The organism is Bradyrhizobium sp. 139, assembly GCF_023074175.1.
Classification (GTDB): domain Bacteria; phylum Pseudomonadota; class Alphaproteobacteria; order Rhizobiales; family Xanthobacteraceae; genus Bradyrhizobium.
Map to the genome: position 1 here is coordinate 119888 of NZ_JADPKS010000024.1, position 21263 is coordinate 141150.

Annotated in this window: 21 protein-coding genes; 10 read left to right on the top strand and 11 right to left on the bottom strand. The window is 64.6% G+C overall.

The features are described from left to right. The first annotated feature begins 6 nt into the window (after window positions 1-6). Window positions 7-543: a hypothetical protein gene (locus IVA80_RS06900; RefSeq protein ID WP_247427089.1), complete on the top strand. Its 537-nt coding sequence runs from the start codon at window positions 7-9 to the stop codon at window positions 541-543. A gap of 1 nt (window position 544) precedes the next feature. Here the strand turns inward: IVA80_RS06900 and IVA80_RS06905 are convergent, their stop codons facing one another. Genes IVA80_RS06905 through dctP form a run of 6 tightly spaced genes read right to left on the bottom strand, consistent with a single transcriptional unit; the run spans window position 545 to window position 7511 of the window. Then, window positions 545-1792, bottom strand: a complete 1248-nt coding sequence (locus IVA80_RS06905; protein WP_247427092.1) for an acetyl-CoA hydrolase/transferase C-terminal domain-containing protein — start codon at window positions 1790-1792, stop codon at window positions 545-547. A gap of 7 nt (window positions 1793-1799) precedes the next feature. Then, entirely contained in the window at window positions 1800-3353 is a 1554-nt protein-coding gene (locus IVA80_RS06910) for an AMP-binding protein (RefSeq protein ID WP_247427094.1), read from the bottom strand. A gap of 29 nt (window positions 3354-3382) precedes the next feature. After that, the gene (locus tag IVA80_RS06915) at window positions 3383-4549 is read right to left on the bottom strand and encodes an acyl-CoA dehydrogenase family protein (protein ID WP_247427097.1); all 1167 of its coding nucleotides are present in this window, start codon (window positions 4547-4549) and stop codon (window positions 3383-3385) included. Between the two features lie 42 nt (window positions 4550-4591). Further along, window positions 4592-5881, bottom strand: a complete 1290-nt coding sequence (locus IVA80_RS06920; RefSeq protein WP_247427099.1) for a TRAP transporter large permease — start codon at window positions 5879-5881, stop codon at window positions 4592-4594. A gap of 11 nt (window positions 5882-5892) precedes the next feature. Then, window positions 5893-6447 (bottom strand): TRAP transporter small permease, encoded by a 555-nt coding sequence (locus IVA80_RS06925; RefSeq protein ID WP_247427101.1) that lies wholly within the window; start codon window positions 6445-6447, stop codon window positions 5893-5895. Window positions 6448-6482: 35 nt separating this feature from the next. Continuing rightward, window positions 6483-7511: a TRAP transporter substrate-binding protein DctP gene (gene dctP, locus IVA80_RS06930; RefSeq protein ID WP_247427104.1), complete on the bottom strand. Its 1029-nt coding sequence runs from the start codon at window positions 7509-7511 to the stop codon at window positions 6483-6485. Window positions 7512-7738: 227 nt separating this feature from the next. Between dctP and IVA80_RS06935 the strand changes: the two genes are divergently transcribed. The 4 genes from IVA80_RS06935 to IVA80_RS06950 are packed head-to-tail and all read left to right on the top strand — an operon-like array spanning window position 7739 to window position 11049. After that, entirely contained in the window at window positions 7739-8941 is a 1203-nt protein-coding gene (locus IVA80_RS06935) for a CoA transferase (RefSeq protein ID WP_247427106.1), read from the top strand. A gap of 16 nt (window positions 8942-8957) precedes the next feature. Then, window positions 8958-9437: a MaoC family dehydratase gene (locus tag IVA80_RS06940; protein WP_346347974.1), complete on the top strand. Its 480-nt coding sequence runs from the start codon at window positions 8958-8960 to the stop codon at window positions 9435-9437. Next, window positions 9437-10288, top strand: a complete 852-nt coding sequence (locus IVA80_RS06945) for a CoA ester lyase (protein WP_247427108.1) — start codon at window positions 9437-9439, stop codon at window positions 10286-10288. The genes IVA80_RS06940 and IVA80_RS06945 overlap by 1 nt, the downstream gene beginning before the upstream one ends. Before the next feature lie 20 nt (window positions 10289-10308). Then, complete coding sequence (locus IVA80_RS06950) at window positions 10309-11049, top strand: IclR family transcriptional regulator (RefSeq protein ID WP_247427111.1); 741 nt, start codon at window positions 10309-10311, stop codon at window positions 11047-11049. A 7-nt stretch (window positions 11050-11056) separates the two neighbouring features. Here the strand turns inward: IVA80_RS06950 and IVA80_RS06955 are convergent, their stop codons facing one another. From IVA80_RS06955 to IVA80_RS06965, 3 genes are all read right to left on the bottom strand, one after another. Beyond that, the gene (locus IVA80_RS06955; RefSeq protein ID WP_247427114.1) at window positions 11057-11473 is read right to left on the bottom strand and encodes a hypothetical protein; all 417 of its coding nucleotides are present in this window, start codon (window positions 11471-11473) and stop codon (window positions 11057-11059) included. A gap of 138 nt (window positions 11474-11611) precedes the next feature. Then, window positions 11612-11749, bottom strand: coding sequence for a hypothetical protein (locus tag IVA80_RS06960; RefSeq protein WP_247427117.1), 138 nt, complete (start codon window positions 11747-11749; stop codon window positions 11612-11614). Window positions 11750-12047: 298 nt separating this feature from the next. Then, the gene (locus tag IVA80_RS06965) at window positions 12048-12839 is read right to left on the bottom strand and encodes a fumarylacetoacetate hydrolase family protein (RefSeq protein WP_247427120.1); all 792 of its coding nucleotides are present in this window, start codon (window positions 12837-12839) and stop codon (window positions 12048-12050) included. A 72-nt stretch (window positions 12840-12911) separates the two neighbouring features. Between IVA80_RS06965 and IVA80_RS06970 the strand changes: the two genes are divergently transcribed. Both IVA80_RS06970 and IVA80_RS06975 read left to right on the top strand, forming a co-directional pair. Continuing rightward, window positions 12912-13370, top strand: a complete 459-nt coding sequence (locus IVA80_RS06970; RefSeq protein ID WP_247427122.1) for a hypothetical protein — start codon at window positions 12912-12914, stop codon at window positions 13368-13370. Window positions 13371-13487: 117 nt separating this feature from the next. Continuing rightward, on the top strand, window positions 13488-14966 hold the full coding sequence (locus IVA80_RS06975) for a hypothetical protein (RefSeq protein WP_247427124.1): 1479 nt from the start codon (window positions 13488-13490) through the stop codon (window positions 14964-14966). 6 nt (window positions 14967-14972) lie between these two features. Here the strand turns inward: IVA80_RS06975 and IVA80_RS06980 are convergent, their stop codons facing one another. Next, a complete protein-coding gene (locus IVA80_RS06980; RefSeq protein WP_247427126.1) occupies window positions 14973-16274 on the bottom strand; it encodes an MFS transporter in 1302 nt (433 codons plus the stop codon). Window positions 16275-16669: 395 nt separating this feature from the next. Between IVA80_RS06980 and IVA80_RS06985 the strand changes: the two genes are divergently transcribed. The 3 genes from IVA80_RS06985 to IVA80_RS06995 are packed head-to-tail and all read left to right on the top strand — an operon-like array spanning window position 16670 to window position 20439. Then, a complete protein-coding gene (locus IVA80_RS06985) occupies window positions 16670-17884 on the top strand; it encodes an ABC transporter substrate-binding protein (RefSeq protein ID WP_247427128.1) in 1215 nt (404 codons plus the stop codon). A 7-nt stretch (window positions 17885-17891) separates the two neighbouring features. Beyond that, window positions 17892-19625, top strand: coding sequence for an FAD-dependent oxidoreductase (locus IVA80_RS06990; protein ID WP_247427131.1), 1734 nt, complete (start codon window positions 17892-17894; stop codon window positions 19623-19625). Window positions 19626-19644: 19 nt separating this feature from the next. Then, the gene (locus IVA80_RS06995; RefSeq protein WP_085405267.1) at window positions 19645-20439 is read left to right on the top strand and encodes an IclR family transcriptional regulator; all 795 of its coding nucleotides are present in this window, start codon (window positions 19645-19647) and stop codon (window positions 20437-20439) included. 9 nt (window positions 20440-20448) lie between these two features. On the opposite strand, the gene IVA80_RS07000 is transcribed toward IVA80_RS06995, so the two are convergent. Further along, window positions 20449-21228 (bottom strand): SDR family oxidoreductase, encoded by a 780-nt coding sequence (locus IVA80_RS07000; protein WP_247427133.1) that lies wholly within the window; start codon window positions 21226-21228, stop codon window positions 20449-20451. Window positions 21229-21263 lie beyond the last annotated feature (35 nt).

A 21263-nucleotide genomic window follows, 5' to 3' on the forward strand; every position in this document is an offset into this window, starting at 1 on the left:
TACGCGATGCTCAAGACCATCATCCTGCTCACCGATACCGTCCCACAGCAGCAACCGCTGGCCAATCTGCTCCGCGAGCACAATCGCGAGCTCGCCTTCTGTTCGGCACTGCGCGCAAACGACCTCGGCGCAATCGATCCGGACGTGCTGAGCGAAGCGCGCCTGGTGTCCTTTGCCAACGAGGTCGCCATCTCCGAAAAATTCCTGCTCCAGCTCGGCTATGGCGCCTACAAGTTCTACGCGGCGCCGGTGCAATATCCAGGCTTGCCGCCCGCGCCCGACGAGAGCGATGACGATCCGCGGTGCTACTCCGTGATCGCGCAGTCGATGACGATCTGGCCGGATTTCAAGAAAGTGGTCGGCCTCGAAACCGTGACAGTCCCGGACAGCACCGTTCCTGCCGAACGCGAGCGGCTGGTGTTCTCCCGCCTCGCCCATCTGTTCTGGCGAATGTCGGGCATGATCGCCGGCGAGGCGGCGGATCTCCCCGGCATCATCGAATCCAGCGAGAGCCAGCGTCCGACGCTCGCAATGATGAACTGAGCTAGCGCAGGGACCCGCGGAGCTGTGCCGACAGCGCGTCGCGGTGCCCCGGCGCCGCGATCGCGATCATGCGCCGCGCACGCTCGGCAAGGCCGCAGCCGCGCAGCTCCGCGATACCCCATTCGGTAACGATGGCATCGACGTCGGCGCGCGGTGTCGTCACCGTCTCGACGTCAGTGACGATCCGGCTGGTCCCGTCGGATGCCGTCGCCGGCAGCGCGATGATCGCCCTGCCCCCGGGCGAGGCATTGGCTCCGCGCACGAAATCAAGCTGCCCGCCGATTGCTCCGACCGCAATGCCATTCAGCGTTTCGGAGTTCACGCTGCCATCGAGCCCAACCTGAAGCGCCGAGTTGATCGCGACGAGCCGGTTGATCCGCGCCAGCACGCCCTGGCCATGCGTGTATGACGCTGGCCGCACCGCGACGGCCTTGTTCTCGTGCACGAAGCGATAGAGCCGCTGCGTCCCGATCACCTGGTTGGTGACGGTGATACCGGGATCGATCCCCTTCTCCGCATTCGTTACCGCGCCCCGCGCGATGAGGTCGACGGCGGCATCGTTGATCAGGCCGGAATGGATGCCGAGATTGCGCGCATGGGACAGTGAGGACAGGATCGCATCCGGAATCCGCCCCACGCCGAATTGGAGCGTGCTGCCGTCGGCGATCAGGCTCGCCGCATTGGCGGCGATACGACGCGACACCTCATCAAGCGGCGGCAAAGCGAATTCGACGGGTGGACGGCGGGCCGGCACGCGGACATGGATCGTCAGGCCCTCGGGCCATTCCGCTCCGAACGTAAAGGGTGCATCCGGGTTGATCTCGGCAATGACGAGGCGTGCGCCGCGCGCAGCATCGATGACATAGTCGTTGGAGAGGCTCGCGCTCAGCCGCCCCTCGGACTCCGCGAGCTGCACCAGAACGACATCGGCCTGATGGCGGCGCGCGGCGAAATCGGAACAGAAGGCGCTATAGTTGCTCGGGATCACGTCGAGCCGTCCGGCTTTTGCCAGACGCCGCGCATTACCGATCACGCCATAGCTCTGGAACGAGACGTTGGGCGCGCAGGCTGCGAAAAATGTGTCGGAGAACACCGGGCCGATCATCATGCGAAAGCATGGCAAGTCCCCCGCCCGTGCCATCAGCGCTTCGGTCAAGGTGACCGGCTCCGCCGTCGCCTGCCCGCACACGACGAGATCGCCCTCGCGGATCAGGCTGGAGAAGTCGACCGGTGCCGTGCGCTCGGGCATTGCCGCGTCAGTCCATCGGCGCAAGGCGAACGGAGGACTCGCCGAGCAGCGTCCGCAGCTCCGTCTTCACGATCTTCCCGTAGCTGTTCTTCGGCAGCTCGCCGGTGATGTAATAATGCTTCGGCCGCTTGAAGCGGGCGATCCAGGCATTGCACATCTGGTCCAGCTCAGCGCGCGTGACCGTCCGTCCCGCGACGGGAACGACGACCGCCACCACCTCCTCGCCCCATTCCGGATGCGGCCGGCCGATCACTGAAACCTCGGCGACGGCCTCATGCCGCAGCAGCACCTCCTCGACCTCGCGCGGATAGATGTTGGTGCCGCCGGAGATAATGACGTCCTTGGAGCGGTCCTTCAGCGTGAGGAAGCCGTCCGTGTCGAAGGCGCCCATGTCACCGGTGTAGAGCCAGCCGTCGCGCAGCGTGCTCGCAGTCGCCTCAGGATTTTTCCAGTAGCCGGACATCACGGTGTCGCCCCGCACGATGATCTCGCCGACCTCACCTGGCGCGACGTCTCGTCCGGCGTCATCCACGGTGCGGACTTGCACAACGCTTTGCGCGATGCCGACCGAGGCCAGACGCTCCTCCTGGCGCGGATGCCCGGCATCGATATGCATGGCTTTCGGCAAGTAAGTAATGCTCATCGGCGTCTCGCCCTGACCGTAGATCTGCGCGAGTTTTGGTCCGAACACGGCAAGCGCCGCCTTGCAATCGGCGACATACATCGGGCCGCCACCATAGATGATGGACTTCAGCCCTGGCGCAGTCGCACCTGCCGCTTCTGCCGCGACCGTCAGGCGACGCACCATGGTGGGCGCGGCGAAGAAGGAGACGCCGTCGCGCTTTGCCGTCAGCTCCAAAATCTCATCCGGCTCGAAGCGGCCGCTCTCCGGAACGATCTGCGCGCCCATGCCGAGCACGTGCGGCACCATGTAGAGGCCTGAGCCGTGCGACATCGGCGCGGCATGCAGCAGCGCTTCGCCTGGGACGACCGGATTGACCTCGGCGAGATAGTTCAGCGACATCGCCAGCAGATTGCGATGGCTCAGCACCGCGCCCTTCGGCCGACCGGTGGTGCCGCTGGTGTAGAAGATCCAGGCGGGATCGGTGATCGCGATATCGGCGATGGCGATGCCTTCGGCCTTCTCGAGGCTGCGATGTTCGGCCGAGCCGATTTCGACGATGCGCGGCTTTGCCGTGCCGAGCTCCAGCGCTTCCGACGCGACACCAGCCATATCCTCTGTCACGAACACGACCGCAGCACCCGAATTGTCGAGAATGAACGCGATCTCACGCGGATGCAGCTTTGCATTGATGGGGACGGCGATCAGCCCGGCATGCCAGCAGGCATAGAGGCAGGCGACGTAGTCGGGCACGTTCTTCATCAGCAGCGCGACACGCTCGCCCTTGGCTAGGTCAAAGCGTTGCTGCAACGATGCGGCTATCGACGCGACCGTTGTGGCGAGCCGGCCGTAGTCAGCCACCGGCGTCAGCCCCTTGAATAACGCCGGTGCGGACGCATCAGCCTTGGCGGCACGCAGGAGATGATGAGCGAGGTTCATGGCAATCCTGCCGAACTATCCGCGCGACCTTAGTAGGACTTCGCTAGCCCCAGCACCTTTTCCGCGATGAAGCTGAGCGCGAGCTGCGGACTGACCGGCGCGATGCGCGGGATCAGGACCTCGCGCAGATAACGCTCGACGTGGAACTCCTTGGCGTAGCCGAAGCCACCATGGGTCATCACCGCCTGCTCGCAAGCCGAGAAGCCGGCCTCACCCGCCAGATATTTCGCGGCGTTGGCCGCGGCGCCGCAGGGCATGCCCTTGTCGTACTGCCAGGCCGCCGACATCACCATCAGCCAAGCCGCCTCGAGCTCGACCCAGTTCACCGCGAGCGGATGCTGGATACCCTGGTTCTTGCCGATCGGGCGGTTGAAGACGACACGCGTCTTGGCATATTCGGTCGCGCGCGACAGCGCGAGCTTGCCGAGGCCGACCGCTTCCGCCGCGATCAGGATGCGCTCGGGGTTCATGCCTTCGAGGATGTACTGGAAGCCCTTGCCTTCTTCGCCGATGCGGTCCTCCATCGGGATCTCGAAATCCTCAAAGAACAGCTCGTTGGAATCGACGACCTTGCGGCCCATCTTCTCGATCTCGTGGACCTTGATCTTGTTGCGGTCGAAATCGGTATAGAACAGGCTGAGGCCATGGGTCGGCGAGCGCACCTCCTCCAGCGGCGTAGTGCGCGCCAGCAGCAGAATCTTGTGCGCGACCTGCGCGGTCGAGATCCACACCTTCTGGCCGTTGACGATGTAGCGGTCGTTCTTGGCGACGGCGCGGGTCTTGAGCTGGGTGGTATTGAGGCCGGTGTTGGGCTCGGTGACGGCAAAGCACGCCTTCTCGCGGCCCTCGACCATCGGCGGCAACATGCGCTTGCGCTGGTCTTCAGTGCCGAACACGACGACGGGATTGAGACCGAACACGTTGATGTGCACCGCGGATGCGCCGGACATGCCGGCGCCGGATTCCGCGATGGTGCGCATCATGATCGCGGCTTCAGTGATGCCGAGCCCCGAGCCGCCATAGGCTTCCGGGACACAGATGCCGAGCCAGCCGGCATCGGCCAACGCCTTGTGGAAGTCGTGCGGGAAGCCGCCGTCATGGTCCTTCTTCAGCCAGTAGGCGTCGGGAAAGCCTTCGCAGATCTTTGCGATCGCGTCGCGAATGGCTTCCTGCTGATCGGTAAGCGCGAAATCCATGTTGTTGATCTCCTTGATTGGAGCCGCCACGGTCCGGGCGTGCTAGCGTCCCATCTGCGAGGGCAGCCAGAGAATGATGGACGGAAACGCCACCAGGATCGCGATGGCGATCAGGTGCGCGATGAAGTGCGGGAAGGTGCCGTGGAACACCTCCGCGACCGGCCGCTTGGCATAACGGGCGACGATGAAGCAGTTCAGACCGACCGGCGGCGTGATCATGCCGACCTCGGCGGTGACGATCTTGATGACGCCGAACCAGATCGGATCGAATCCGAGCGTCTTGATCAGCGGCAGCACGATCGGCACCGTCAACACCAGGATCGCGATCTGGTCCATGAACGAGCCGAGCACGATGTAGCCGCACAGGATCAGCGTGATGATGACCCAGCGCGAGGTCTCCAACGAACCGATCCAGGCGACCAGGTCCTGCGTGACATGGGTCAGCGTGAAGAAGTAACCGAAGATCGAGGCGCCGACCAGGATCGTCACGATCATGCAGGTGCCATGGCATGCGCTGAGCAGCGCCTTGTAGAGCGAGCCGGGGGTCACCCTGCCCTTGGCGACGGCCAGCCCCAGCGCTCCTGCGGCGCCGAGCGCCGAAGCTTCCGTCGGCGTCGCCACGCCGAGATAGATGGTGCCGGTGACGAGCGAGAACAGCAGCGCCATCGGGCCGACCTGCCACAGCAATGCGAACCGCTCCCGCCACGGCACCGGCTCGACACGCGGGGCCCGCGACGGGTCCTGCCAGACCAGGAAAAGGATCGTTGCCATGATCGTGGCGGTCACGAGCGCCGCTGGAATGATGCCGCCGATCAGGAGCTGCCCGATGTTGACCTCCGCGAGCAGACCGAAGATCACTAGCGCCACGCTGGGCGGAATCAGCATGGCCAGCGTTCCCGAGATCGCGACGACACCGGCCGCCATCTTTGGCTCATAGCCCTGGCGGATCATCGCCGGGAGGCTGGTTGACGACAGCGTCGCGGCGGACGCCGTCGAGGTGCCGCAGATCGCACCGAAGCCGGCGCCGGCCAGCGCCGTCGCCATGCCGAGGCCGCCGGGAATCCGGCCGACCCAGGCAGACGCCGTCTTGAACATGTCGTCGGCGACGCCGGACAGCAGCACGAGGTCCGCCATCAGCAGGAACATCGGAATGGTGATCAGTTCATAGGACGAGACCGTTGAGAGCGGCGCCGTCTGGAGAATGCCGAACAGCGTGCCGGTGCCGCCGACCATCAGCAGGCCGACCGAACCCGCGAAGCCCATGGCGAAACCGACCGGCGTGCCGATCGCCAGCAGGAAAAAAAGCAGCCCGAGCACAAGAATGACTGACATCGATACCGCCGTTATTCGAAGGTGTGGGCTTCGCCGGTCTCGTTCACAGGCGGCAAAGGAAAGAGATCACGTCCGGTGAGGAGGCTGAGCACGTTACCGAGGAGTTGCAACGCCAGCCGCAGCACGAGCACGCCGCAGCCGAACGGCACCAGGGCGGCCGAAATCCCGGTCGGCCACGCAATGGCGCCGGCGAGCACATCGTGCTGCTCGTAATTGTCGAGCGCGCGCTCGAACCCGACCTTGCTGATCAGGCCAAAGACGAACAATCCGGTGAGCGCGGTGACGATCTCCGACAGGCGCCCGCCCGCTGGCGGAAAGCGCGACAGCAGGATGTCCACGCCGACATGCGCGTGCACGCGCAAGGTGTCCGACAGCGTCAGGAAGAACACGCCGGCCAGGAGATAGAGCCCGATCAGGTCGTAGGTGAAGGAGAACGGGCTGTTCAGGACGTAACGCATGAACACGTCGGCCACCACCAGCGCCATGATCGCGAAGAGAGAGATCGCCGCGATCACCGTCAACGCGCGCTCCATCGCGCCGAGCACGTCCGCTGCCCGCTTGATCATCTCTGACGTCTCCATTCCGCTGCGAACCTGCCGCGCTACTTCGTGCCGCCGGCGGCAAGCAAGCCCTCGAATTCCCTAAGCGCGGAGGAGGCCTGCTTGCCGCGACCGTCCAGCCCTGCCGCCCATTCCTGCGCGACGCCCTTGAGCTTTTCCTTCATTTCCGCGCGCGTGGCGTCCGGAAGCGCGGTGAAGCTGATGCCCTCGTCTTTCATCTTCTGCCGCGTCACGTCTTGCTCCTTGTCGACGTCGGCGCACGCCTTCGGCGTGATCGCCTCCGACGCCGCGTCCATTGCCTTCTTCACGTCGTCCGGCAATTTGTCCCAGACCGACTGGTTGATGGAGTAGGCGACGATGAAGCTGCCGAAGCTCACTCCTTCGGTCGCATGCTTGACGAGCTTGTCCAGGCCATAGGCGACGACGCTGTCCATGGGGAATAACAGCCCGTCCATCGTGCCGCGGGACAGCGACTCATAGGCGTCCGGCGCGGCCATGCGCACCGGCACGGCGCCGAGCGTACGTACGGTCAGATCCTGTGCGCCGCCCGTGGTGCGCAGCTTCAGGCCTTGCAAGTCCTTGATCGTCTCGACCTTCTGCTTCGCGGTCCACACCTGATAGGGCGGCAGCACCACGGCCATCAGCAGCTTGATCTTGTTGGGCGCATATTCGCGGCTGGCGAGAATGCCCTCGCGCGCAGTCTTCCAATAAGCGAGCGTGCCCTGGCAACTGGTCTGGAACGCGCCCGGCAATTGCGCGACCTCGGAGAGCGGCATCTTGTCGGACACATAGGACGGCCCGATGTAACCGATGTCGACCACGCCGGACTGGGTCAGCCGCAACATGTCGGTGGCTTTACCGATCTGCTGGTTCGGATAATGGGTGAAAGTGACGGCGCCGTTGGTCCGCTTGGCGACGTCGTCCATCCACGGCTTGAGCATCAGACGGACGAGATAGTGGTCGGCGGGGAAGGAGTCGGCGACCTTCAGCTCCAGCGCCTGCGCCGACATTGTCGAGACCGGCAGCGAGAGAGCGAGCATTGCGGCAGCCCGGACCAGGTTCTTCTTCATTTCGTTCTCCTTGGCGCGTCCCCATGCCGAAGACGGCAGCCTTTCGCCGCCAGCCGACCGGCCCTCGCTCCATTTCTTGCTTGAAGAAAGTGTACATATCGGTGAATTTATCTGTCAAGTATATGAACTAAGCATAGGCCCATGCGCGACAAGCTGAGGCCGGCGAATTGACATCGAGCTTTTATGAACTCTAACTCCACTGCTATGAATTCATCCAACGAGGCCTCATGGGACCGCTCGCCGGCTTCACCATTCTCGACCTGACCTCGGTGTTGATGGGCCCTTACGGCACTCAGGTGCTGGCGGACATGGGTGCCGACGTGATCAAGGTCGAAAGTCCCGAGGGCGACATCGTCCGCCAGATCGGTCCCGGCCGCACGCCCGGCATGGGCGGGATGTTCCTCAACGCCAACCGCGGCAAGCGCAGCATCGTGCTCGACCTGAAGAAGAAGGAGGGGCGCGACACGCTGCTGCGGCTGGCAAAGCGCGCCGCTGCGCTCGTCTATAATGTGCGCCCGCAGGCGATGGCGCGGCTCGGCCTCGATTACGAGACACTTCGCGAGATCAATCCCGCCCTCGTCTATGTCGGCGCATTCGGCTACGGCCAGTCCGGCCCCTATGCCGCAAAACCCGCTTATGACGACTTGATCCAGGGCGCCGCCACTATTCCGACACTGCTCGCGGCCGCCGGCGACGGCACGCCGCGCTACGTTCCCGTCACCATCGCCGATCGCATCGTCGGCCTGATGATGGTCAATGCAATCATGGGCGGGCTGATGCATCAGCAGCGCACAGGTGTGGGCCAGCGCATCGACGTGCCCATGTTCGAATCGATGACGGAATTCGTGCTGGTCGATCATCTCGGCGGTCTCACCTACGATCCACCGCTCGATCATGGCGGCTATGCCCGCCTGCTCTCGCGCTATCGCCGGCCCTACAAGACCAGCGACGGTTATCTCTGCGTCCTCATCTATAACGACAAGCACTGGCGCAGCTTTTTTGAGGCGATCGGGCAGCCGCATTTTCTCGATCAGCCGCGCTTCGCCAACCATGCCGCGCGCACGAAACATATCGACGAGATCTACGAAGAAATCGGCCACATCTTTGTCACACGCACGAGCGCGGAGTGGCGCGCGTTGCTGGAGCACGCCGACATTCCGGTGATGCCGATGCATACGCTGGAAACGATCCTCGAGGACCCGCATCTCAAGGCGATCGATTTCTTCAAGACGGTGGATCACCCCGTGGAGGGCCGCATCCGCCAGATGCGGGTGCCCTCCACATGGAGCGTGACCCAGCCGGAAGCCTCCGGTCCCGCGCCGACGCTCGGCCAGCATGGCCGCGACATCTTGCGCGAGGCCGGGTTCTCGGCTGAGGAGATCGAGCAGCTTGCAGAGAAGAAAGCAGTTCACGTGGCCGCGCCGCCCTAAAGGCAGCGCTGGCCAAATCGCAGGATATAGGGAGGGAACCGCGATGGCCGGACTTTATTTCGAAGACTTTTCCGTGGGCCAGGAGTTCAGGCATCCGCTGACCCGGACGGTCACGGAGATGGACAACACCATGTTCAGCCTGCTGACGCTCAATCCGCAGCCGCTGCACATCGACGCGCATTTCTCTGCAAAGACCGAGTTTGGCCAGCGCATTTTCAACAGCCTTTACACCCTCGGCATCATGATCGGCATGACGGTCTATGATACGACCATGGGTACCACCGTTGCCAATCTCGGCATGACCGACGTCACGTTTCCAAAACCGGTCTTCCATGGCGACACCTTGCGGGCGACGACGAAGGTGCTTTCGTTGAGGGAATCCAAATCGCGCCCCAAGGCGGGCATCGTCGAGTTCGAGCACCACGCCTTGAACCAGAACGACGAGATCGTCGGCAAATGCCGGCGCATGGCGATGATGCACAAGAGGCCGGTCTGATGCGTTCGATGCTGTTCGTGCCGGGCGATTCCCCGCGCAAATTCGAGAAGGCGAGCGAAGGCAAGGCCGACGCGCTGATCATCGACCTCGAGGACTCCGTCGTCACCGAGAGGAAGGAAGAGGCGCGCGGGTTGACACTCGCGATGCTCAGGGGTCGCCGCGGCCCGCATCAGCTCTATGTCCGCGTCAACGCGCTCGACACCGGCATGACCCTCGCCGATCTCGCCGCGGTCACGCCGGGCGCGCCCGACGGCATCGTGCTGCCGAAATCGCAAGGCGGCGATGACGTGCGCCAGGTTGAAACCTGGCTCGAAGCCTTGGAAGCCGCGGCCGGCATCACGGTCGGCGCGACCCGCATCATTTGCGTTGCCACCGAAACCGCGGGCTCGATCTTCGGCCTTGGCAGCTACAAGGGCTGCTCCCCCCGCCTCGCAGGCTTGATGTGGGGCGCGGAGGATCTCTCCGCCTCGCTCGGCGCAACGGAGAAGGCTTCGGGCGGCGTGTTCCACAGTCCCTATCGTCTTGCGCGCGATCTCTGCCTGATGGCGGCAGCCGCGGCCGATGTCGCGCCGATCGATACCGTCTACACCGACATCGACAATCTGGCAGGCCTCGAGCAGGAAACGCGCGCCGCGCGTCGCGACGGTTTTTCGGCGAAGGCGCTGATCCATCCCAAGCATGTCGACATCGTCAATGCGGCGTTCGAGCCAACGGATGCCGAACGCATCTGGGCGGAGAAGGTGATTGCGGCGTTCGCGAACAATCCGAACTCCGGCACACTGCGTCTCGACGGCCAGATGATCGACAAGCCGCATCTTCGCGCCGCGAAGAAGATCCTCGGCCAGCCCTAGATCAGGACGCAAGCCTCGCCATGATCGTTCGCCAAGCCGCAAATGTTCTGGAGATCATGGAATTCTTCGCGCAAGCGAGGAAGCCGGCGACCCTCGCGGAGATCGCCGATCATTTCGGCTGGCCGCGCTCGTCGACCTTCAACCTGCTCGCGACGCTCTCCGAGAAGGGCTACCTCTACGAACCGCGGCCACGTGCCGGCTTCTATCCGACGCCGCGCTGGCTCGCGATGGCGCGGATGATCTCCGAGGTCGAGCCGCTGCCGACCTGGACGCACACGCTGATCGCCGATCTCTCCGCTGAAACCGGCGAGACCGCTTCCATCGTAGCGCCGGCGGGCGTGATGGCGGTGTTCATCGACGTCGTCGAGTCCCAGGCCGCCATCCGCTATTTCGCCACCATCGGCCATCGCGTGCCGATCCACGCCACCGCCAGCGGCCGCGCGCTGCTGCTGCAATATTCGCAGGAAGAGCGCGACTCCGTCTATCGCAAGATCGAATTCAAGCAGTATGGTCCGTCGACACCGATCAGCATCGAGGCCGTGGAGGCGGAGCTGCGCAATTCGATCGCGCGCGGCTACTGCCAGAGTTTTGGCGATTACAGCCGCGACCTCGCCGGCGCCGCGATCCCGCTGCCGATCAGCGATCGCAGACTGTCGGTCGTGGTCGCCGGGCCGGAGTTTCGGATCGGCCCGAAAGTCGGCGAAGTCGCCGCGCTGATCGCGCGGACGGTCGACCGGCTGCGGCGGAAGACCGCGGCGTAGGATAACTTCAGTCGAATCCCTGAACGGGGGGCGTCGAAGTCTGCGCCGGCACCGCAGGAGCAGCCTGAACAGGCTGCACCGCGGGCGCGGTTTGAACCGGCGGATTGCTGGCAGCTCTCATCTGGCCGCTGGCATCCATCGCCTCGCGTGTGCGCGGCGGAGCGCCATTCGTGGCTGCGCGATACGCCTCGCGGCGCGGCGGCTGCCGATGTCTCGCCGAGTGCGAACCTCTCACGCCCCAGGACCGGGCGATTGAAGGTCCTGCGGTATAACCGACCACCGCGCCCGCGACGGCACCGATCGGACCCAACACGACGGCGCCTGACAGGGCTCCCAGCGCTGCGGCACCAGCGCGCTCCTGCGCGATGGCGCTTGCAGGCACGCCAGCCAGCATCACGACGGCCATAATCATAGCTTTCTTCATAGGAGCGCCTCCCTCACGGGAGATCACTCATGCTCAAATATGGCCGCAGGAGGTCTGTTCATTGCCCAACACGCGGCAATCGCCGATGGAACTCCGGCAATACAAGGGCGAGGCCCCGGAGCAGGCAGATCGAGGCGACTACGGCGCAACCTTGTCGCCGGTGAATCCGTTGCCGTCGAGCGCGCGGCGCACCGTGCTGTCCGCCTTTACCTCATCGAGGAAATGCGCGGCCCAGAGCTTCGCCGCAGCCTTGCCGTTGGGGACGACCACGACCACCCCGGTTCGATTGCATCACCTCACTCTTTCCGATCAACTCGGCTGCCGCGGGGCTTTTCGGTGAACGGATCACGCGTCGTCCAGAACGCCGACGCAGCGGGGCCGACGGCCATCGCCACGCGCAGTGTTCCGGCGCGACGTCGCTGGATCCCTCGGCTTTCGCGCCGGCAATGCCGGTCACCACGAAGGTCAGGCCCAGCGCAGCAAGCAATGCCGCGGCATATCGTGCCTCCAGGATTAGACGATGCGATGCGACCTCTCCCCGCAAGCGGCCGTTCGCGGGGAGAGCTGAAAGCGCCTACACGATCTTGATCGACATGTCCGGCAGGCCCTCGAGCTTGCACAGCAGCACGTCGCCCTTCACCACCGGGCCGACATTCTCCGGCGTGCCGGAATAGATGATGTCGCCGGCCTTGAGCTCGAACGCTTCCGAGAGCTTTGCGATCTGCTCGGCAACGCTCCAGATCATCTTGCTGAGATCCGAGCTCTGCTTGACGGTGCCGTTGATCGCCAGCGAAATCGCGCCCTTGTCGAAATGGCCGGTCTTGCTGGCCGGATGGATCGGGCCGATCACCGCGGCGTGGTCGAAGCTCTTGCCGATCTCCCACGGCTTCTTCTCCGCGGCCATGCCGTTCTGGAGATCGCGCCGGGTCATGTCGAGGCCGAGCGCGTAACCATAGACATGGTCGAGCGCCTTGTCGGCCGGGATGTTGGTGCCGCCGGATTTCAGCGCGGCGACCAGCTCGACCTCGTGGTGATAGTTCTTGGTCAGCGACGGATAAGAATGATCGGCGATCTCGCCGACCGCGACGTTCTGGATTGCATCGGTCGGCTTCTGGAAGAAGAACGGCGGCTCGCGGCTCGGATCCGAGCCACGCTCGATTGCGTGCGCGGCGTAGTTGCGGCCGATGCAGTAAATGCGGCGGACCTGGAACACCTGGGTCTCGCCGACGATGGGGATCGCGACCATCGGCACCGGGAAGATCGGCTTCGGCCCGGCCTGCGCCGCGGCCGGCGTTGCTTCGGCGATGCCCGCCGCCGCTATTGCGGCTGCGGCGGTGAGGACGTCACGTCGAGAAGTCTTTGTCATGGTTCTGTTCCCTGGCTTGGGGCACTCGTTTGCTACGTGGCTATTCTTAGGGCGAAACAACTCAATGGGCCAATGGATCTGGCCATCATCGATGCGGCCGTCAACATTCTTGGTGAAGAAACCGAGCGGGTATGGATTGCGCAGGTTCACCAACTCGCCGTTGATCAGCGCGAGCAGCGGCTCGCTGCCATTGGCGCTTGCGATCGGCACGTTCGCGCCGAGACCGAACGTGTCGTAGCGGTCGACCCAGACATAATAGGCTTGGTTGGCGCTGCCGCTCGCGTTCAGTCACCGCTGCCGGCGACTGCTGAAGACCAGGCTGTCGGAGCTGGAGCGCCATTGATCGAGAGACGCCTCGCGGAGGAACGGTCGGCGCTTGATGTCCTGACCACCGCGACCTTCCCGGTTGCTTTCGAGCCCATGGCCGCCCCGCGGCTTCCCAACTCAGGCCGCGCGGTGATCCAGCTGCGGGCGTCCGGAAACTCCCGGCGTCGATTGCGAGGTAAAATGGAGGTAAAATTGTCGATATAGGCAAAGGCCAGGATTGCCTCTTATGCATCTGGACCGTCAGCGCGCATGAAGAAGCACCGGACAGCACGTGACCGGCAAGGATCCCGAACGCGCCGGACGGGTCGCGCAGCAGGCGCAATGACGATTGCGCTGTTCGCTGCTGCATCCTTGTGCGCGGCGCACGCCGCCGATATCTCCATCGCGCCGGCGGAACTGAAGGCGATCGGCGCAATCGATACGCGCTTTCAGTCCTACAACATCGAAATGGTGAAGGTGACCGGCGGGCGGTTCTGGAAGCCCTATCCGCGAACGACGCGGGTCTTGGACGCGCGGGATCGATACAGCAAAAGAGCACCGATCGATCTTGCCAATGCGCGCCTGCGCGGGCTCGCGGCTGCGTTGGCGCCGGCCTATCTGCGGGTGAGCGGAACCTGGGCGAACGCCGCGTTCTTTGCCGATGCGCCGGGCAAACCGCCGCAGGGATTCGACTCCGTGCTCAGCCGCGAGCAGTGGCGCGGCGTCGTCGAATTCGCGCGTACGGTCGATGCGGAGATCGTCACCTCCTTTGCGATCAGTCCCGGCAGCCGCGATGCGGATGGCAGGTGGCGACCGGATCAGGCGCAGCACCTGATCGACTACACGCGCGCGCTGGGCGGCCGCATCGCCGCCGCCGAGTTCATGAACGAGCCGACGCTCGCAACGACCAACGGTGCACCGGCGGGATATGACGCGACCGCCTATGGCCGCGACTTCGAGATCTTCCGCGACTGGATGCGGCGCGCCGCGCCGGACACGCTGATCCTCGGCCCTGGTTCGGTCGGCGATGCACCATCGTCCGCCGGCTCGGGCATCACCACGCGCGACCTGCTTGCCGCGTCCGGGTCCGGCGTCGACCGCTTCTCGTATCACCATTACAATACGATCTCGCCGCGCTGCGGCGGGCACGATGATCCGGCGCAGGCGCTCTCGGAAGGATGGCTGGCACGCACGGATGCGACACTCGTGACCTACCAGGCGCTGCGCGACGCATTCGAGCCGGGCAAGCCGATCTGGCTGACGGAGACGGCCGACGCCGCCTGCGGTGGCAACCGGTGGGACAAGACGTTTCTCGACACGTTCCGCTATCTCGACCAGCTCGGACGGCTGGCGAGGGCCGGCGTCCAGGTGGTGATGCACAACACGCTTGCCGCCAGCGACTACGGCCTGCTCGATGAAGGCACGTTCCGTCCGCGGCCGAGCTACTGGGCTGCGCTGCTCTGGCGCCGGCTGATGGGAACGATCGTGCTTGACGCGAACTCAGTCGCAGCGCGAGATTTCCATCTCTATGCGCATTGCCATCCGGACATGCGGGGCGCGGTGTCCGTGCTCGCGATCAACGCATCGCAGCATGCATCATCTACCCTCACGCTGTCACACCCTGCCGAGCGTTACACGTTGCATGCGACGCGGCTGCAAGGCGCGACCGTGCAGCTGAACGGCAAGACGCTCGCGCTGAGTGCCGATGACGAACTGCCCCGACTCGAGCCGCGCGCAGCAATCGCGGGAGCGATCCGGCTTGCCCCGGCGACCATCACCTTCCTGGTATTTCCAACGGCCGCGAATCCTGCCTGCAGTTAGCCGCTCTCAGGATTTCAACGTGTCGCGCGCCGTCTCGGGAGCCATCAGCGTTGCGACGATCGTGATGATCGAGAGCCCAATGATGTAGAGCGACACCGGCGAGTACGAGCCGGCCCAGGCGAGCAGTGCGGTCGCGATCAGCGGCGAGAAGCCGCCGCTCAGCGCGGCCGCGACGTTGGCGCCAAGCGACGCACCGCTATAGCGCACCTGGGTTCGGAATAGTTCCGGCATGAACGCGGCCTTCGGCCCGAACAGCAGCGCGTGCGTCAGCGTCATCGTGACGACGAGCGCGAACGTGATCATTGCCGGCTCCCTGGTGTCGAGGAACCAGAACAGCGGAAACGCCAGCGCCACCGAGAACACGCCGCCGGCGAGATACAGCGCCTTGCGGCCAAAGATGTCGGAGAGCCAGCCGGCGAGCGGCAGCGTCGCGAACTCGACGATCGCGGCATAGACCACCGCATTCAGGATCACCTGCCGCGGCAGGCCGAGTTTCGTCGTGGCATACACCACGGTGAAGACGGTGAGGAGATAAGCGAGCCCGACTTCCGACACCGTGATGCCGACCGCGAGCAGAAAACTGCGCCAATCGCGGCGAAGCACCTCCCATACCGGCTGCGCCAGCACTTCCTTGCGCTCCACGACGTCCTTGAAATGCGGCGTCTCGGCCAGCCTCAACCGAACGATGAAGCCGACACCGACCAGCAGAATGCTGATCCAGAACGGTACGCGCCAGCCCCAGCTCAAAAAATCCGCCTCAGGCAGTTGGGTCATCAAAGCGAAGATGCCGGTGGACGCTGCAACGCCGACCGGAAAGCCGATCTGCACCAGGCTACCGTAGAAGCCGCGGCGGTTGCCGGCATACTCGATGACCATCACGACAGCGCCGCTCCATTCGCCGCCGAGCCCGATTCCCTGCACGAAGCGCAGGATGATGAGCAGGATCGGCGCCCAGACGCCGATCTGGCTGTAGGTCGGCAGGCAGCCGATCAGGAACGTGCCGAGCCCCATCGCGATCATGGTCGCGACCAGCATCTTCTTGCGGCCGAGCCGGTCGCCATAATGCCCGATAATCGCGCCGCCGATCGGCCGCGCCACGAAGCCGACCGCATAGGTCGAGAATGCCGCCAGCGTGCCGACAAAGGGATCGAAGCTCGGGAAGAACAGCTTGTTCAGCACCAGCGCGGCCGCCGTGCCGTAGATCAGGAAGTCGTACCACTCGATCGCTGTACCCAGCGCGCTCGCCCACACCACATGCGCCGTCGTCGATTTCTCCGCCGCCGCGGAGACGCCGGTTGCTGCCGTCATGCCCTGCCCCCAATTTCCGAGCGGGATCATGGCCAATCGCGATGGCGGTTGCAACCAGCCCGCGTGCTGGCTTTTGCCGCGCGATTTGTGCGCGACTGCTTCAACACCCGTCATTGCGAGGAGCCTTTGCGACGAAGCAAACCAGACTGTCTCCGCGAACCGATTCCGGATTGCTTCGCGGAGCCTGTCATCGGGCCGCGCTTCGCGCGGACCCGGTGGCTCGCGATGACGAGTCTGTTGAACCGGCTGTGCCCTACCCCGCCGTCGGCCTGGACGACAGCGGAGGGACCCGATCTGAACCTAACTTCGCTATTGACAAACTCATTCGCCAATATCTAATTTGCTGCCAGAACAAACGGCCGCGCCAAGCGGCCCATAAACGAGAGGAAACGACGATGAGAGGGCTTTTGGCCTGCGCGATGCTCGCGGCCATGACTTCGGCGGCGATGACGACGGCTGCCACCGCGCAAGTCTCCGATGACGCGGTGCGGATTGGCGTGCTGACGGATCTGTCGAGCTGGGGCCGCGACAACAGCGGGCCGGGCTCGGTCGAGGCTGCCAGGATGGCGGTGGAAGAATTCGGGCCCACCGTGCTCGGCAAGCCGATCGAGATCATCAGCGCCGACCACCAGATGAAGACCGACGTCGGCGTGCAGATCGTGCGCGGCTGGTTCGACAACAGCAAGGTCGACGCCGTCGTCGACATCCCCAATTCGGGCATCGCCATCGCCGTCCACAACATGGTGCGCGAGCGCAACAAGATCGCGCTGCTCTCCGGACCCGGCGCGAGTTCACTGACCGACGAGCTGTGCAGCCCGAACACCGTGCATTTCACCTACGACACCTACGCCCTGTCGAAGGTGACGGCCTCCGCCGTGATCAAGGAAGGCGGAAAGTCCTGGTACTTCATCACCGCTGATTACGCTTTCGGCCAGCAGCTCGAGAAGGATGCCACGCGGTTCATCAACGAAATGGGCGGCAAGGTGCTGGGCGGCGTGAAGCATCCGACCAACACAGCGGACTTCTCATCCTTTGCGCTCCAGGCGCAGAGCTCGAAATCCGACGTGGTCGCGTTCGCCAATGCCGGCCAGGACACCGACAACGCGATCAAGCAGTCCGGTGAGTTCGGCCTGGTCCAGAGCGGCCAGAAGCTCGTGGGCCTGCTGATGTTCGACACCGACGTCCACGCGGTTGGCCTCAAGGCCGCACAGGGCACCTACATGACCACGGCGTCGTACTGGAATATGGACGAGGCGACGCGTGCCTGGTCGAAGACGTTCTATGAGCGCACCAAGGTGATGCCGACCATGATCCAGACCGGCGTCTACGGCTCGGTGCTGCATTACCTGAAGGGCATCAAGGCCGCCGGCACCGACGATCCCGCCAAGGTCATGGCCAAGATGCGCGAACTGCCGATCGAGGATGTCTTCGTGCACGGCGGCAAGTTGCGCGAGGACGGCCGCGTCATCCGCGATATGTATCTGGCCAAGGTGAAGTCGCCTGAGCAGTCCAGGGAACCCTGGGACTATCTGGAGATCGTCAAGACCGTGAAGGGCGAGGACGCCTTCCGCCCGGTCTCCGAATCCAAATGTCCGCTGCTGAAGAAGTGAGGCCCGCATGACCGGCAACGAGCATAGCGCAATTGAGACTTACGAGTGCGATGTGCTCGTGGCCGGATCGGGAGCATCCGGCATGTCGGCGGCGATTACCGCGCGCTACCGTGGCCTCGACGTGCTGATCGTCGAGAAGGAACCGCGCTTCGGCGGCACCACCGCCCGCTCCGGCGGTTGGTCGTGGATTCCCGGCACGTCGCTGGCGAAGGCTTACGGCATCGAGGAAGCGCCGGAGCAGGCCCGCACTTACTTACGCCACGAAGCCGGCAACAACTTTGATGCCGCGCGGGTCGACGCGTTCCTGAGCGCCGGCCCCGAGGCGGTGGATTTCTTCACCACCAAGACGGCGCTGCGCTTCGACATGCCGCTGGTGTTTCCCGACTATCACGCGGAGGCGCCGGGCGGCGCGCAGGGCGGCCGCTCGATGGTGACGCGTCCGTTCGACGGCCGCGAGCTCGGCGAGCTCATCAAGACGCTTGGCATGCCGCTGCCCGAACTCACCGTGTTTGGCATGATGCTGGGAAGCGGCAAGGAGATCATCCATTTCATGCGCGTGACGAAGTCGCTGACCTCGGCGGCCTATGTCGCAAAGCGCCTGTCGCGCCATTTGATGGACGTGCTGCGCTATGGTCGCGGCATGACTTTGACCAACGGCAATGCGCTGGCGGGGCGGCTGGCAAAATCCGCGCAGGATCTGAAGATTCCGCTGTGGCTGTCCTCGCCGGTGCGCGAGCTGACGATCGAGAACGGTGCCGTGACCGGCGCCATCGTTTCGCGTGAGGGACGCGACGTACGCGTTCGTGCACGCCAGGGCGTCGTGCTCGCCTGCGGCGGCTTTCCGCATGACGTCGAACGGCGCAAGAAGATGTTTCCGCATGCGCCGACCGGCAACGAGCACTATTCGCCCGGACCGACCGGAAACACCGGCGACGGCCTGCGCCTTGCGGAAAGCGCCGGTGGGCATATCGAGAATCGCTTGCCGAACGCGGCCGCCTGGGTGCCGGTGTCGCTCACGACGCGCAAGGACGGTTCGAAAGGTGTGATGCCGCACTTCATCGACCGCGCAAAACCCGGCGTGATCGCGGTGATGCGCGACGGCAGGCGCTTTGCCAATGAAGGCAATTCCTATCATGACTTCGTCCAGGCCATGGTCAAGGCCGCCAAGCACGGCGACGAGATCGCGGCCTTCCTCGTCTGCGATCACCAGACTCTGCGCAAATACGGCCTCGGCTGCGTGCCGCCCTTTCCGATGCCGCTCGGCCACCACTTGAATACCGGCTATCTCATGCGCGGCGACACGCTGGAGGCGCTCGCGGCCAAAGCCGGCATCGACGCCAAGGCCTTCGTCGAGGCCGTCAAGCAGTTCAATGCCACGGCGCCACAGGGTTATGACGCGGCCTTCGGCAAGGGTTCGAAGGCCTATAACCGCTATCAGGGCGATGCGCTGCATGGCCCGAACCCCTGCGTCGCGCCGATCGCGAACGGCCCGTTCTACGCCATCAAGATGGTGATCGGCGATCTCGGCACCTATGCCGGCATCGTCACCGACGAGAACGCGCGGGCGCTCGACGCGGAAGGCCGCGTCATTCCAGGCCTCTATGCCGCCGGCAACGACATGGCGAGCATCATGGGCGGCAATTATCCCGGGGCCGGCATCACGCTTGGGCCGGCGCTGACCTTCGGCTACATTGCCGGCCGTCATCTCGCCGACAGCGCCGCCGAGCGCGACGCGGCGTAAGCCACACGCCAGGAGGCGCATGAAGAGAGAAAGCCGCGGCATCCAGTCGATTGAGGTCGGCGGAGAATTGCTCCGCGCGCTCGCCAGGTGCGGCGAGCCGATGATGTTGCGCGATCTCGCGCGCGAAGCCGGCATGACGCCGGCCAAGGCGCATCCTTATCTCGCCAGCTTCTCCCGCATCGGGCTGATCGAGCAGGACGAGACCACCGGCCGCTACGAGATCGGCGCGCTGGCGCTGGAGCTCGGCCTGATCAGCCTGCGCCGCCTCTCCGGCGTGCGCATCGCGCGTCCCAAGATCGCAGGCCTCGCAAGCCAGATCGGACACGCCGTCTCGCTCGCGGTCTGGGGCACGCATGGCCCGACGGTGGTGCAGCTCGAAGAGCCCGGCCAGCCCGTGCACATCGTGATGCGCGCCGGCTCGGTGATGGCGCTGCTGGAGACCGCGACCGGTCGCGCCTTTGCGGCGTTCCTGCCGGAGAAAACCATCAACGCCGCGCTCGAAAGCGGCCTCGACCGTCATGGCGTCGGCTACAATCCGAAGCGGGCGGTGAAAGGCGCGAAGGTCGCCGAGATGCTCACCGAGGTCCGCAAGCACGGCCTTGCGCGCGCGCTCGGCGATCCCCTGCCCGGCGTCAATGCGTTCTCCGCACCGGTGTTCGATCATTCCGGCCATGTCGCGCTGGTGATCACCGCGATGGGCCCGGAAGGCACGTTCGACGCGCGCTGGGACAGCCCCATCGCCCATGCCCTGCGCGACTGCGCAGGCGGCATCTCGAAGCGGCTCGGCTACGGGATGACGATCGCAGCGGAGTGAAGCGCGCCCCTATTTCTCCTTCACCGGCACCGTGTAGTTCAGGATCAGCCGGCCGCCATCCGGATAGATGGTCTGGCCGGTGATGTAGGACGCGTCGTCGCTGGCGAGGAACGCGACCACGGAAGCAACCTCGCTCGGCTCGCCGCCGCGGCCGGCTGGCGTGCGCGACATCACGGTCTTGCGGGCATCCTCGGACGTGTAGATCGCGGATGTCACCATGTCGGTCAATATCGTGCCCGGCCCGACCGCGACGACGCGGATGTTGTGCGGCGCAAGCGCGACGGCAGCCACCGAGGTGAGCTGCTTCATGCCGCCCTTGGACATCGCGTAGGTCGCAAGCGTCGGGATCGCCAGCAGCGCGTTCACCGAGGACATGTTGATGATGACCCCGCCGCCGCCCTGCGCGATCATCCGCTTCGCCGCAGCCTGCACACCGAAGAACGCGCCTTTCAAATTGATGGCGATGACGTCGTCGAAATCCTGCTCGGAGATTTCCAGAATATCCTGGCTGCGGGCGACACCGGCATTGTTGACCATGATGTCGAGCCGGCCGAATTCCTTGGTCGCAGTCGCGACGATCCGATCGACGTCGGCGCGCTTGGCGACATTGCCTGGAACGGCGCGCAAGGCATCCGGCCGCCCGAGCTCAGTGGCCGTTTGCGCAAGGCCATCGGCATCGACATCCGAGATGACGACCTTGACGCCGTCGTCCAACAATCTTTGTGCGCAGGCTTTGCCGATGCCGCGCGCCGCCCCGGTGATGGCGGCGACTTTGCCCGATAGTTTCATGGGTCTCACTCCAGGATAGCTGCGTGGGGCAGACT